This window comes from Arthrobacter humicola, from assembly GCF_022803015.1.
Taxonomy (GTDB): domain Bacteria; phylum Actinomycetota; class Actinomycetes; order Actinomycetales; family Micrococcaceae; genus Arthrobacter; species Arthrobacter humicola_A.
Genome location: NZ_JAFKON010000014.1, coordinates 73,923 through 86,003, shown reverse-complemented (window position 1 = coordinate 86,003; position 12,081 = coordinate 73,923). Strand labels below are relative to the sequence as shown.

Sequence of the window (12,081 nt, the reverse complement as noted above, 5' to 3'; positions counted from 1 at the left end):
GGATCCCGTCCAGGCCCCGTCCGGTCATCTCGAAGTCCACCGGACCCAACAGGCGATGCCGGGCGGCATCGGTGACCGACAACGCGACCGTCCTCTTGCCAACGTCGACAGCAACAACAACGGGTGAATCACCGGTCACCACGCCCTGAACAGACATAACAAACACCTCCGAAGGTGTCGGGAGGATCCCGCGGATCAACCTCAGGTCCTCAAAGGAATCTGATACATCCCGTCCTGACATCTCCGGAGGTGTTTGTGAAGGACAGACTCAACTCATATCAGCTGTGCGCCGACAGAACCGAGACGGTGGCCTTGGTGCCAACGCCGCGAATCGTCCAGCAGTTCCCGGTGCCGATCACGTCCAGCTCCTCCAGGTCCGCGTGGTGCAGGACCAGGGCAGTGTTCTCATCCACGGCGACCGCGCGGTCCACAAGGCCTTTTGCGACCGCCCCAACGGCCCGGCCGAGGGTTCCCGCCTGGGCGGCGTGCACGTCGACGGCGAAAGGCACCAGGCCCAGCCCGTCGCGGATCTCCACTTCTTCCAGACCCTCCGACCAATCCGCCGGGCAGACCTCGGTGCCGCGGATCCGGTAGCCGCCCACGATCGCCCGTACCGGCGCCACCATCGCGCCGGCTGAGAATCCCATATACGGCACACCGTCGGAGACCAGACTGCGGATGGGCTGCGCGGACGGCAGCAAGCCTTCCAGGTAGCCCGGCGTCGGCCCGCCCCCGACGACGATGCCGTCGACGTCGTCGAACGCGGCAGGGTCCGCGCCCCGGTTGGAGCCGAGGAGGACCGGGACGACCTCGCAGGCTGTCCGGGACTGCAGCGGATCCACATAGGCAGGCAGGAAATATTCCGAGCTGCCCTCATGGTCAAAGAGAACCACAGCGACGCGCGGAACCCTGCCGGAGGCCCGGTGCCGGAGTTCCCTGACGAAGCGGTCGAAGACGGCAGCTGCGGTTACGGTGTCCGGGCCGCCGCCAACAAGCAGGATGGTCATGGTTCAACGTACCCGGATCCACGGCAATCGCAATGAGCCCGGCGCGGGCAGCTCCGAGGACCTGTAGCGATTGACCGGCCCGGACTGCGAGGAACATAATCGGAATCGGTACTAGCTTCACCCCACGACTGCGCCGACCATGAGGCCGACGGCAGAGCATTCAACGGAAAGCGGTCGACACTATGAGTACTGCCCATCACCCTGTCACTGCGACCGGCTGGACCGGTTGGGTCCGTTTCGCCGGAGTCATTCTGATCATCAACGGCGTTTTCAGCGGCCTTCAAGGCCTCGTCGCGCTCACCGGACCCGACACCTACTATTTGTCGACCCCGGGAACCCTGTTCCTCTTCGATGCGAAGGGGTGGGGCTGGTGGAATGTCGCCCTCGGGGCGCTCTTGATCCTCACCGCCGTCGCGCTCTTCGCCGGCGCTACGTGGGCTCGAGTCGTTGGCGTCGTCGTTGCCGGCTTCAGTGCGGTTGTTCAACTGATGCTCATTCCGCAGCAGCCGTGGTGGTCCGTCATCGTCATCGCCATGGACGTGCTGATCATCTACGCGATCATCGCCCACGGCGAGGAACTGAAGGCCGAGCAGGCACCTCCGACAACCAATCCGTAGGGCACCGGCGCCATCAGCCCGCAGCAATCAGCTCCACTTCGTAGCCGTCCGCATTCACGAGGTAGGCGGCGAAGTGGGCGGGGCCGCCTGCGTGCGGATACTTGTCCGGAAATAATTCCGCCCAGCCGCGGCTCAGTCCCTCCGCCGCTATGGCGTCCACGTCGGCCCGGACTGGTGAATCGGGACCTGGTCCAGCCGGACCGGGTGCAACCGGAATATCAGCCATCAGAACAGTATCCGCTGGAACAGGATGTGGTCCTGCCAGGATCCGGCAATCCGAAGGTACTGGACTGCCAGGCCGATCTCCTCAAAGCCAGCGCGCTTCAGGATCCGCTGGGACGCGGCGTTGTGCGGGAGGGTTGAGGCCTGCAGCCGGTGCAGCCCCAGTTCGTTGCGCGCGGTCTGCAGGGCGAACTCCACCGCGGCCGAGCCAATTCCCCGCCCCGTCATGTCCTTGTCCACCCAGTAGCCGAGGTGGGCGCTGAGGAATGGTCCCCGGACAATCCCGCTGAGGTTGATCACCCCGATGATGCGGGAGCCTTCCACGAGGACCCAGGGCACGTCCGTTCCCGCGATGAACAACCCGAGCTTGGATTCAATGCTGGCGGCCTGTCCCTCTGCGGTGAAGAATTCCTCAAACCGCAGCGGTTCCCAGGGCGCCAGGTGCTCCCGGTTCCGCCGGTAGGCGTCGGCCAGGGGCCCGGCGTCGGACCTGCGCAGCACCCGCACGCACACGGTATCCGTCAAAGCGACGCTGTTCTCGGTCATCCGCAGACTCTAACGGTCATCCCGAACGGCTTCAATCAGCGTGCGCCAGTCACGGGAGTCTCGGCGGCGTGCTTGCTGGGGTTCTCAGGCGCTGGGATCGTCGTCGTCCTCGTTCGGATCGGTGCCGCGAACGGTCACACTCTGCACGCCGGGCACATCCAGGAGGTAGGGGACGAGTTCCCGCAGCGGAAGATGACCATGGAAGCGGATGTCCATGAGGACGATCGGCTTTTGTTCATCGCCCGCCTTATTGATGCTCAGGATCGACGAGCTGAACCCCATATTCGTGGCGATCTCCAACACTTGCCGCAGCACGCCCCGGTTGTCGTCATAGCCCAGGTGCAGGACCCGGTGGGCGTCGGGGGTCGGGATCTTCCTGATCACGGGAGAAACGACGTACAACGTGATGAGGTGGAAAGCCGTCAGCGAAACAGCCAGGGACAGCATTCCGGCCCCGCACGCCATGCCGACGGCGGCAGAAACCCAAATGCTGGCGGCCGTCGTCAGGCCGCGGACCACGTTCCGTCCCTTGAAAATCACCCCGGCACCGAGGAAGCCGATGCCGCTGACGATTTGGGCTGCAATACGGGACGGGTCCATGGTGGCCCCGGGCGCCAGCGCGGCGGCGAAGCCGTAGGCGGAGATCAGGGTGAACGTGCACGATCCGAGCCCGACCAGGACGTGGGTGCGGTAGCCAGCGACCTTTTGCCGGACCTGCCGCTCAGTGCCAATCAGGGAGCAGAGGATAAATGTCGCCAGCAGAAGCCCGATTTCCACCAGCGTGGTCGGGGTATATAGCCCGTATGCGTCCTGCATCCCGCCCTCCGACCCGGCCCGAGAGTGGCGTCCCGTCAGTGCCGGAATGCGCCAAGAACTCTCGAATCTGATATTACCGCTGCCCCCTATTGGCGAGTAGTGGCTGTTCTGGCCCGCTCACGGGGCCAGATCCCGGCGGCGCCAGCCGGCGTACCCCAGCGCGGCGAGCGCCGCGGCAGTCACCGTAAGTCCGAGCAACGGCCCGACGGCGCCGGAATCCAGGGGCAGCAGCGGCGAGTGCCGGAACGGGGAGAGCTCCATCAGCCACTCCGGGGCATTCCACAGCACGCCAAACTCACCAAGCGCGACGAAGAGCAGCAGCAGGGCCCAGACCGTCCCGGTGAGCCGGGGCGCCCAGCCGAACACCGCCAGCACCGCCGCGGTCATGACCCAGGCCGCGGGGATCTGGGCGGCAGCGGCCAGTGTGACGCGGCCGAGTTGGTTGGCATCGGCCAGGACGGTGGCTGCGCCGGCCCCGACCGACACTCCCGCCAGCAGCATGAGCACGGCGACGCCGGCCAGGGCCAGGGCGAAATGGCTGGTCGCCCACCGCGGCCGGGTGGTGGCGGTGCCCAGCAGTGCCTCGACGTGGCCGTCGGTCTCCTCGTCACGGAGCCGGCTGGCCGCGGACAGTCCGTAGGCAGCGGCCAGCAGTCCCATGATGCTGATCTCCGCTGCAATGAAGGCGTCCGTCATGGCCTGGGTTCCGCCCAGCATCATGATCAGGTCCTGCGCGTTGGGCGAACTCAACAAGTCCGTGACGTTGCCGGCCAGCGACCCGATCACCACGCCGAACACCACGAAGGCGACCGCCCAGGCCGCCAGCAGCCGGAACTGGAGCCGCACAGCGAGGTCCCCAACCCCGCGGAGCGAGCCGCGAGCCGGGCCGGGGCGCTCCTGGCGCAGGCCGGAGCCGAGGTCCCGACGGGCGCGGAGTGCCAGGGCCACGGGCACGAGTAAGGCGCACAGCGCCAGTGGCAGGGCGAGCACCCACCACTGGTCCCCGGCGAAGGCCCGGATCTGCTGATTCCAGCCGATCGGCGAAAGCCAGGACAGCGCGGAGGGCCCCGGTTCGGCGAGGTCCCCCACCGCCCGCAGCGCATAGGTCACGGCAACGACGCCGAGGCTCATTCCCGTGGCCGCCCGTGCGCTGGCCGTCAGCTGGGCGGTGACCCCGGCCACGGCGCTGAACGCCATGCCGGTGGCAGCCCAGCCCAGTCCGAACGCAATCGAGCCGGCGGCCGGAAGTCCGCCGGCGGCCAAAGACACCGCCGTGACCAGCCCCAGGACAATGCTGGCTCCGAAGCTGATGGTGAGGGCGGCCGCGAGCGGCGCGTCGCGGCCCATCCGGCCGCCGCCCAGGAGCTCGAGCCGCCCGGACTCTTCGTCGCTGCGGGTATGTCGGACGGTGATGAACACCATCAGGACGGCGAGGATAGCAGCCATGAACGCCGTGTACTTGATGAGGGACAGGGCACCGAGGGACGTGGGGTCGTAGACCCTGCCGAAGAGGGCCACGAGCGAGGCCGTGGCATTCAGGGCCGTCGCGGCCTCGACCCGGCTCCCCACATCGGGGTAGAGCTCGGCGCCGGCCACCGCGGTTGAATACGTTGTCGCGGCGAATCCGGCGATCCACGCCGGCAACAGCCATCGGTCGCGGCGGAGCCCGAGCCTGATCAGGACTCCGGTCCCCGCCAACGTTTCACGCATCGGCGGTGCGTCCGCTGCTCGACCCGGCCGCGGCCACGGGCACCGCCGCGCCATAGTGGCGGAGGAAGAGATCCTCCAGAGTGGGCGGCTGGCTGGTCAGCGCGACGAGTCCCGCGTCGGTCAGCGCCCGCATGAACGGGGCCAGGCCGGACGGTTCCACTTGGGCGCTGACGCGGTGGTTCCTGACGACGACGTCGTGAACGCCTGGCAGGGCATCCAAGCCCGCCGGTACCACCGCGACATCGGCAGTGACGGAGGTACGGGTCAGGTGCCTGAGTTCATCGAGCCGCCCCGTCTCCACCACCCGGCCCTCACGGATGATGCTCACGCGGTCCGAAAGTGCTTCGGCCTCGCTGAGGATATGGCTGCTGAGCAGTACCGTGCGGCCCTGGTTCCGCAGTTCCCGGATACAGCCGCGGAAGGCCTCCTCCATCAGGGGGTCCAGTCCGCTGGTGGGCTCGTCCAGCAGGAACAGCTCAGCGTCGGTGGCCAGGGCAGCGACCAGGGCCACTTTCTGCCGGTTGCCTTTGGAGTAGGCCCGGGACTTCTTGGTCGGATCGAGGTCGAAGAGCTCCAACAGCTGGGCCCGCCGGGCCAGGTCCTGGCCGCCCTGGAGCCGGCCGAGGAGGTCGATCACTTCTCCGCCGGTCAGGTTGGGCCACAACGCCACATCCCCGGGGACGTAGGCCAGGCGCCGGTGGAGGCTCGAGACGTCGCGCCACGGGTCAAGGCCCAGCACCCGGATGGAGCCAGCATTGGCGCGAAGCATGCCCAGCAGCAGGCGAATCGTGGTCGATTTGCCGGAGCCGTTCGGTCCGAGGAAGCCGTGGACCTCGCCCGCCTCGACTGAAAAATCCAACCCATTCAAGGCAACCACGGGCCCGAACCGCTTCACAACGCCGACCATCTCCAAGACATTCGCCATGGGGGACACGATACGCCCGGGACCGGCAATCCAGCCCCGGCCGAATGACCCCTTCGCCCGCGGGCGGCCTGTCGCCGTGCTATCACTCCGGCACCGGGGGGCCGTAGCCTAGCGGGCATGGAAGACCCTTACGATCTTGAACGGTTCGTGGCGGCCCAGGACGCCGGCGGAACCTACGGGCACGCCCTGGCGGAGTTGCGGTCAGGCATGAAGAGGAGTCACTGGATGTGGTTCGTTTTCCCCCAGCTCGCAGGCCTGGGCCGCAGCGAAACCGCCCGGAAGTACGCCATCTCCTCCCTGGCCGAGGCCCGGGCATACTGCCGGCATGGCGTCCTTGGCCCGCGGCTGCGGGAGGCCGCCGCCGCAGTGGCCGAACTTCAGGGGCGGTCCGCGGTGCAAATTTTCGGCGGCATCGACACCCGGAAGCTGCACTCCTCCATGACGCTGTTCCAGCGGGCCGCCCCCGGCGACACCGTGTTCCGCGTCGTCCTGGACCGCTATTTCGATGGCCTGCCCGATCCCGCCACGGACCAGCTGCTGGAAGGCCAGTTGCGGGAAGGCCAGTTGCGGGAAGGACAACCCGGCGGCCCGGACCCGGCGGACGGTTAGCTGTCCGCGGCCAGCGCCGTGATCATCCGCTCCATGCGGGCGACGCCGGCAAAGCGGCCGGCAGAGGCCGCCGGATGCTGTTGGCTGCCACTGGCTGTCCACTAGCGGCCTGTACCCGCCCCCGTACTAACGGCCTGCCGCCCCTGCTTCGGCAGCGACGGCGGCCGCCTCGATGCGGGCCCGGTGCACGGCCCATTCCTCGGCGGTGCGCGGCGAAAGGTTCGGGTCCCCGGGACGCTGGCCCGCGCCGCCGTCGATCAGTTCGCGCAGGATGTCGGCGTGCCCGAGGTGGTGGGCGGTCTCCACGCACATGTGCACGAGGATCTGCTGCAGGGTCACGTGCTTGCGCTCGTCCGGCCACCAGGGCACCACACCGGGCGCGTCGAGCGGGAGTTCATCGATGGTGGCGTCGCTGTGGGCCGCCGAGAGCCGGTGCAGCTCAGTGATCTGCTCGCGCGTCTCGCCGGGGGCTGCCCACATGTCCGCGTCCGGCTCCGCGTCGTCGGCAAACCACGGCAGCTTCAGCTCGCTGGGACGGCCGAAGACCTCGCCAAAGTAGCCGAGTTCGACGCTGGCCACGTGCTTGACCAATCCCAGCAGGCTGGTTCCCGTGGGCGTGAGGGGCCGGCGCACATCGTACTCGCCGAGGCCTTCGAGCTTCCCTAGGAGGTCTTGTCGCCGCGTGCGCAGGTAAGTGTGCAAGATTGCTTTGTCGTCCATGACCGGCACTATACCGAATGCGGGGGCGCTGCCTGACAGGACAGTCTGGCGGAACAGCGGGTTTCATAAAACGTATGGAATAATTGGCGGCAGCGGGCCTCGGGGGGAGGCCCCGATCGACAGGACACACAGGGTGAATCTCGATTCCGGTGCACATCGGGTCCGGCCCGCCGCCGCCGTTCTCCTGGCCGCGGTTCTCGCGGCGGCTCTCGCCATTCTGTTGGCAGCCTGTTCTTCCGGCGCAGAGGCCCCGGGCGGAGTTCCGGCGGGCCGGCCTGCGGCGTCCGCCCCCGCAACGTCCCCGGCGGCCGGAAGCCTGCGGGGGACGACCGAAGTGAACGGGTTCCTCCTGCCGATGCGCTACGCGGCCGTCGACGGCGACACCTGGGAGGGCATCGCCGCCCACTTCCGGATGACTCCGGAGATCCTCAGGAGCTTCAACGAAGCGGAGTCCGTTGCCGCAGGAGAGATTATCGACCTCAGGGGCGTGGACGTGCCCCAGCTAGGGGCCGGCGGCAGCGTGACCGGGCAGGACGGGCAGGGACGGCTCCTGTACAGGGTGGGCGCCGGAGACACTCCCTCGGGCATCGCGAGCCGCTACGGCGTCCCGCTCTATGCCTTGCGGATAGCCAACCTGAACCTGTTGACCGGAGGCGAATGGATTCCGCCCGCCGGCACCACGGTAACCATTCCGAATCCCCAGGCCGACTGAGCCGGGCCTCTGAGACAGGCCTTTGCACTGTGGAGACGGGCCGTTGGGCCGTGGACAAAGAAAAAGCCTCCGGAACCTAGTGGTTCCGGAGGCTTCTCCAAGGGTGGCAGATGAGGGATTCGAACCCCCGTAGGCGTTGCCAGCTGATTTACAGTCAGCCCCCTTTGGCCGCTCGGGTAATCTGCCGAACTTCAAAAGAAGATCACTCGCGGTTTCCAGTCCCGGAACGCCTGTTTCCAGTTCGTTCCGCTTCCAGCACCCGCGGGCAAGACAACTTTACAGAACTTCCGCCGAAGAATCGAATCGGCGCCTCAGCAGATCAAAATAGGGCCAGAATCCGCGGAATTTCAGGCCTCGCCGAGGATCCGCCCCGCCAGCCTTGCCTCGAATCGTGCCGCCTGCTCGGCGGTGACCTGGTTCAGCTCGACGGCACGGGCCAGGTCCGTGTGGACCCCGTCCATGCGGACTGATGCGTCGGCGGCCGGGCTCAGGATGATGGACGCCGCCAGCGCGGCGGCGGCTACGGAGCTCGCCGTCGCGGCCAGGGTGCTGGCAGCAGCGGCGGTGGTGCGGTTGACGTAGCGGACGGCCTTTTGGTGCATGTTCTTGCCTTTCAGCAGCGGTTCCAACTCTTGCAACTCTGGCCAGCCCGGCTTCGTTCCCGGCGTGATTGAGCTATGAGCGGACTGTGAAACCCGGGACGCAAGGCCGGCCGCCACATCGGGGGCATCCGTACTAGTCTGGAATGCAGACAACCCGGCCTCACGCAGGCACCCGGCAACCATCAGGAGGAAAGTCATGGCAGGCGAATCCACGTTCGACGTCGTCAGCAAGGTAGACAAGCAGGAAGTCGCCAACGCGCTGAACCAGGCGCAGAAGGAAATTGCCCAGCGCTACGACTTCAAGGGCGTCGGCGCCGAGGTCGATTTCAGCGGCGAGAAGATCCTGATGAAGGCCAACTCCGAGGAGCGGGTGCTCGCGGTGCTCGATGTGCTGCAGTCCAAGCTCATCCGCCGCGGCATTTCGCTGAAGTCCCTCGACACCGGCGAGCCCTACGCCTCCGGCAAGGAATTCCGGCTCGAGGCCTCCATCAAGGAGGGCATCGCCCAGGACCTCGCCAAGAAGATCAACAAGCTGATCCGGGACGAGGCCCCCAAGTCCGTCAAGTCACAGATCCAGGGCGACGAGCTCCGGGTGACCTCGAAGTCCCGCGATGATCTCCAGGAGACCATGAACCTGCTGAAGGGCTTCGACGAGGCCGACCTGCAGTTCGTGAACTTCCGCAGCTAGCTGCCCGTCCGCGGCGCAAATTTCCGCACGACGTGTAAAAGGGCTGGCGACACCGGAATACCGGTGTCGCCAGCCCTTTTGCGTGTCGCGGAACTACTCGCGCGTCGCCAGACCCGCAGCCTGCTTCAGCTGAGCGGCCGCCCGGCCATCCGCTCCAGCCGGCCGATCCGCTCGGCCATCGGCGGGTGGGTGGAGAACATCTTGGCCACGCCTCCGCCTTTGAACGGGTTGGCGATCATCATGTGCGAGGCGTTGACCAGCCGCTGGTCCTGCGGCAACGGCGCCAGCTGCACGCCCTGCTCGATCTTGCGCAGGGCGGAGGCGAGCGCCAGCGGATCTCCGGTCAGCGACGAGCCGTCCTCGTCGGCGTCGTACTCCCGTGTACGGGAGATGGCCATCTGGATCAGGGATGCGGCGAACGGGGCAAGCAGGGCCATGGCGATCGCCGCGAACGGGTTCGCATTGCGGCGGTCCCCGCCGCCGAACAGCAACATCATCTGCGCCACCGAAGTGATGACGCCGGCGACGGCGGCGGCCACCGACGCCGTCAGGATGTCCCGGTTGTAGACGTGCATCAGTTCATGCCCCAGGACGCCGCGCAGTTCGCGGGCGTCCAGCATCCGCATGATGCCCTCGGTGCAGCACACTGCCGCGTTCTGCGGGTTCCGGCCGGTGGCGAAGGCATTTGGCGCCATGGTGGGCGAGACGTAGATGCGCGGCATCGGCTGGTTGGCCCGGCCGGACAGCTCCCGGACGATCTGGTACAGCTGGGGCGCCTCGGCCTCCGTGACGGGATAGGCCTGCATGGCACGGATGGCGAGCTTGTCGCTGTTCCAGTACCCGTAGGCCGTGGTGCCGACCCCGATCAGGGCCATGATCCAGATCGGCGCCGCACTGCGGGTCCCCGCGGCGATGAACGCCCCCAGGCCCAGCAGGACCGCCCACAGCACTCCGAACAGCGCCGCGGTCTTCAGTCCGTTGTGATGCTTGTGCACTGGTCCTCCTGATACGTGTACTGCAAGCTGATGCCCTGTAATTCACTGACCTACCAAGGAAAACGAACCGCTATGGCACCGGGTTCCGCGCGTCGTAGCGCAGGAATCCACTCTGCTGGCGGGCCAATATCCAAGCCACAGCGATGCACAACATGCCGCCGAGCAGCAGGACCCACCCCTCGTTCAAAAGTTTAGTCGCGCCGCCCGCCAGCATGTCCCCGATCCGGGGTCCGCCGGCGACGACCACCACAAAGACGCCCTGCAGACGCCCGCGCAGATGGTCGGGGGTGGAGGCCTGCAGGATGGTGGTCCGGAAGACTGCGCTCACGGAATCCGCGATGCCGGCCAGCGCGCAGCACAGGGCGGCGGGCAGCAGCCACATGCCCACGCCATCGTCGCCGGAATGACCGGCCAGGACCACCACCAGGCCGAAGGCAGCCACGGAGCCGCCCCAGCCCATCACGGACCACACCACCGCGGCCCCCTGCCGGCGGACGCCGCCCAGCGGCCCCGAGAACAGGCCGGCCAGGAACGCCCCCACGGCCATCGAGGCCAACAGGATCCCCACCGTGGCCTCACCGCCACCGATCATCAACGCCCCGACGGCCGGCAGGAGCGCCCGGGGCTGGGCAAAGATCATGGCCACGAGATCGATCACGAACGTCATGCGGAGGTTGGGCCGGGTGCCAAGGAAACGGAACCCCTCCACCACGGAACGCAGCCCGGCCGGCCTGGCGTGCTCGCCCGGCGGCATGGAAGGCAGTTTCAGGAGGGCCCAGAACGCAAACGCAAAGCTGATGACGTCGATCGTGTACGTCCAGCCGAACCCCACCCATGCCACGAGCACGCCGGCCAGCAGCGGGCCGGCGGTCATGGTCAGCCCGAAAATCATCATGCTCAGGGCATTTGCGGCCGGCAGCAACTCCTTGCGCACCAGCACCGGGATGATGGCGCTGCGTGCCGGCTGGTTGATGGCCTGGGCACCGCTCTGCACCGCCACGAGCGCATAGAGCAGCCACACGTTGCCCACTTCCAGCCACGCCTGGAGGGCCAGCGCGGCGGTGGTCAGCCAGAGGACGGACGAGGCCAGCAGGGCCACGGTGCGGCGGTCATGGGCGTCGGCGATCGAGCCGCCCAGGAGGCCGCCAAAGACCAGCGGCACGAGGGCGAAGAGGCTCAGCAGGCCCACGTAGAGGCTGTCCTGGGTCAGCCGGTAGACCTCCAGGCTGACGGCCACCAAGGTCAGTTGGCTGCCCAGGGCGGAGACGGCGGACCCAAGCCACAGACGGCGGAAGGCCGGACTTTCACGCAACGGCGTGATGTCCGCCAGCAATTTCTCCACCGGGCAACTCTAGTGGCGAACCGGGACTGCCCTGTGACACGGCCGGACAATATTAGCCACGCCTTATTGTGAGGCAGTCATAATAAGTGCTTGAATGGGGGTATGACGGATTCCTCGGGTACCCACGACGCATGGGCAGCCGCCCTGCGTGCCCACGGCCGCCGGGTGACCAAGCAGCGCCTGGCCGTGCTGGCCGCCGTCGAACATCACCCGCATTCGCCGGCAGAGGGAATCCTTGCCGCCGCCCGGCAGGAATTGCCGGACCTGACCGCCCAGTCTGTCTACGTGGTCCTCGGGGACCTCACGGATCTGCACATGCTGCGCCGTTTTGAGCCCCCGCACTCCCCCGCGCTGTACGAGACGCGGGTCGGGGACAACCACCACCATGCCGTGTGCATCAGCTGCGGCCGGGTGGAGGACGTCGAATGCGCCGTGGGCCACGCACCCTGCCTGACCCCGCACTGGAACGCGGACGCCAAGCCGATGACCATCCAGATCGCGGATGTGCTGTACCAGGGCATCTGCCAGGACTGCCAGCGCACCCAACAGCTTCCCTCCGAACGAAACTAA

General features: G+C 67.3%; 15 protein-coding genes and 1 tRNA gene. 5 read left to right on the top strand and 11 right to left on the bottom strand.

From position 1 onward, the window contains the following. Positions 1-278: 278 nt before the first annotated feature. Positions 279-1,007 (bottom strand): Type 1 glutamine amidotransferase-like domain-containing protein, encoded by a 729-nt coding sequence (locus tag ARTB_RS19680; RefSeq protein WP_243182005.1) that lies wholly within the window; start codon positions 1,005-1,007, stop codon positions 279-281. A gap of 182 nt (positions 1,008-1,189) precedes the next feature. Between ARTB_RS19680 and ARTB_RS19675 the strand changes: the two genes are divergently transcribed. After that, complete coding sequence (locus ARTB_RS19675) at positions 1,190-1,624, top strand: DUF7144 family membrane protein (protein ID WP_243182004.1); 435 nt, start codon at positions 1,190-1,192, stop codon at positions 1,622-1,624. Positions 1,625-1,637: 13 nt separating this feature from the next. On the opposite strand, the gene ARTB_RS19670 is transcribed toward ARTB_RS19675, so the two are convergent. From ARTB_RS19670 to ARTB_RS19650, 5 genes are all read right to left on the bottom strand, one after another. Continuing rightward, positions 1,638-1,850, bottom strand: coding sequence for a hypothetical protein (locus ARTB_RS19670; protein ID WP_243182003.1), 213 nt, complete (start codon positions 1,848-1,850; stop codon positions 1,638-1,640). After that, the gene (locus ARTB_RS19665; protein ID WP_243182002.1) at positions 1,850-2,392 is read right to left on the bottom strand and encodes a GNAT family N-acetyltransferase; all 543 of its coding nucleotides are present in this window, start codon (positions 2,390-2,392) and stop codon (positions 1,850-1,852) included. Before ARTB_RS19665 ends, ARTB_RS19670 begins: the two co-directional genes overlap by 1 nt. Positions 2,393-2,476: 84 nt before the next feature. Further along, positions 2,477-3,208: an MgtC/SapB family protein gene (locus ARTB_RS19660; RefSeq protein WP_028276975.1), complete on the bottom strand. Its 732-nt coding sequence runs from the start codon at positions 3,206-3,208 to the stop codon at positions 2,477-2,479. Positions 3,209-3,325: 117 nt separating this feature from the next. Beyond that, entirely contained in the window at positions 3,326-4,918 is a 1,593-nt protein-coding gene (locus ARTB_RS19655; RefSeq protein ID WP_243182001.1) for an ABC transporter permease, read from the bottom strand. Then, positions 4,911-5,843 (bottom strand): ABC transporter ATP-binding protein, encoded by a 933-nt coding sequence (locus tag ARTB_RS19650; protein ID WP_243182000.1) that lies wholly within the window; start codon positions 5,841-5,843, stop codon positions 4,911-4,913. Before ARTB_RS19650 ends, ARTB_RS19655 begins: the two co-directional genes overlap by 8 nt. A gap of 117 nt (positions 5,844-5,960) precedes the next feature. Between ARTB_RS19650 and ARTB_RS19645 the strand changes: the two genes are divergently transcribed. Further along, positions 5,961-6,452 (top strand): DUF1810 domain-containing protein, encoded by a 492-nt coding sequence (locus tag ARTB_RS19645; protein ID WP_243181999.1) that lies wholly within the window; start codon positions 5,961-5,963, stop codon positions 6,450-6,452. Positions 6,453-6,578: 126 nt separating this feature from the next. On the opposite strand, the gene ARTB_RS19640 is transcribed toward ARTB_RS19645, so the two are convergent. Further along, positions 6,579-7,172: a DinB family protein gene (locus ARTB_RS19640; RefSeq protein ID WP_243181998.1), complete on the bottom strand. Its 594-nt coding sequence runs from the start codon at positions 7,170-7,172 to the stop codon at positions 6,579-6,581. Positions 7,173-7,305: 133 nt separating this feature from the next. Between ARTB_RS19640 and ARTB_RS21810 the strand changes: the two genes are divergently transcribed. Beyond that, complete coding sequence (locus tag ARTB_RS21810) at positions 7,306-7,884, top strand: LysM peptidoglycan-binding domain-containing protein (protein WP_243181997.1); 579 nt, start codon at positions 7,306-7,308, stop codon at positions 7,882-7,884. A gap of 104 nt (positions 7,885-7,988) precedes the next feature. Here ARTB_RS21810 and ARTB_RS19630 read toward each other — a convergent pair. Then, positions 7,989-8,070, bottom strand: a tRNA-Tyr gene (locus ARTB_RS19630). 161 nt (positions 8,071-8,231) lie between these two features. Next, a complete protein-coding gene (locus ARTB_RS19625; protein WP_028276970.1) occupies positions 8,232-8,486 on the bottom strand; it encodes a hypothetical protein in 255 nt (84 codons plus the stop codon). A 196-nt stretch (positions 8,487-8,682) separates the two neighbouring features. Here ARTB_RS19625 and ARTB_RS19620 point away from each other — a divergent pair, with 196 nt between their 5' ends. Further along, positions 8,683-9,174 (top strand): YajQ family cyclic di-GMP-binding protein, encoded by a 492-nt coding sequence (locus tag ARTB_RS19620; RefSeq protein WP_018773569.1) that lies wholly within the window; start codon positions 8,683-8,685, stop codon positions 9,172-9,174. 125 nt (positions 9,175-9,299) lie between these two features. On the opposite strand, the gene htpX is transcribed toward ARTB_RS19620, so the two are convergent. Continuing rightward, a complete protein-coding gene (gene htpX, locus ARTB_RS19615; RefSeq protein ID WP_243181996.1) occupies positions 9,300-10,169 on the bottom strand; it encodes a zinc metalloprotease HtpX in 870 nt (289 codons plus the stop codon). A gap of 70 nt (positions 10,170-10,239) precedes the next feature. Next, on the bottom strand, positions 10,240-11,511 hold the full coding sequence (locus tag ARTB_RS19610; RefSeq protein WP_243181995.1) for an MFS transporter: 1,272 nt from the start codon (positions 11,509-11,511) through the stop codon (positions 10,240-10,242). Between the two features lie 102 nt (positions 11,512-11,613). On the opposite strand from ARTB_RS19610, the gene ARTB_RS19605 reads away from it, so the two are divergent. Further along, the gene (locus ARTB_RS19605; RefSeq protein WP_243181994.1) at positions 11,614-12,081 is read left to right on the top strand and encodes a Fur family transcriptional regulator; all 468 of its coding nucleotides are present in this window, start codon (positions 11,614-11,616) and stop codon (positions 12,079-12,081) included.

Excerpts from the sequence above, each read along its gene's own strand:
- ARTB_RS19680 (WP_243182005.1), bottom strand. The coding sequence starts at position 1,007 with ATGACCATCCTGCTTGTTGGCGGCGGCCCGGACACCGTAACCGCAGCT.
- ARTB_RS19675 (WP_243182004.1), top strand. The coding sequence starts at position 1,190 with ATGAGTACTGCCCATCACCCTGTCACTGCGACCGGCTGGACCGGTTGG.
- ARTB_RS19670 (WP_243182003.1), bottom strand. The coding sequence starts at position 1,850 with ATGGCTGATATTCCGGTTGCACCCGGTCCGGCTGGACCAGGTCCCGAT.
- ARTB_RS19665 (WP_243182002.1), bottom strand. The coding sequence starts at position 2,392 with ATGACCGAGAACAGCGTCGCTTTGACGGATACCGTGTGCGTGCGGGTG.
- ARTB_RS19660 (WP_028276975.1), bottom strand. The coding sequence starts at position 3,208 with ATGCAGGACGCATACGGGCTATATACCCCGACCACGCTGGTGGAAATC.
- ARTB_RS19655 (WP_243182001.1), bottom strand. The coding sequence starts at position 4,918 with ATGCGTGAAACGTTGGCGGGGACCGGAGTCCTGATCAGGCTCGGGCTC.
- ARTB_RS19650 (WP_243182000.1), bottom strand. The coding sequence starts at position 5,843 with ATGGCGAATGTCTTGGAGATGGTCGGCGTTGTGAAGCGGTTCGGGCCC.
- ARTB_RS19645 (WP_243181999.1), top strand. The coding sequence starts at position 5,961 with ATGGAAGACCCTTACGATCTTGAACGGTTCGTGGCGGCCCAGGACGCC.
- ARTB_RS19640 (WP_243181998.1), bottom strand. The coding sequence starts at position 7,172 with ATGGACGACAAAGCAATCTTGCACACTTACCTGCGCACGCGGCGACAA.
- ARTB_RS19625 (WP_028276970.1), bottom strand. The coding sequence starts at position 8,486 with ATGCACCAAAAGGCCGTCCGCTACGTCAACCGCACCACCGCCGCTGCT.
- ARTB_RS19620 (WP_018773569.1), top strand. The coding sequence starts at position 8,683 with ATGGCAGGCGAATCCACGTTCGACGTCGTCAGCAAGGTAGACAAGCAG.
- ARTB_RS19605 (WP_243181994.1), top strand. The coding sequence starts at position 11,614 with ATGACGGATTCCTCGGGTACCCACGACGCATGGGCAGCCGCCCTGCGT.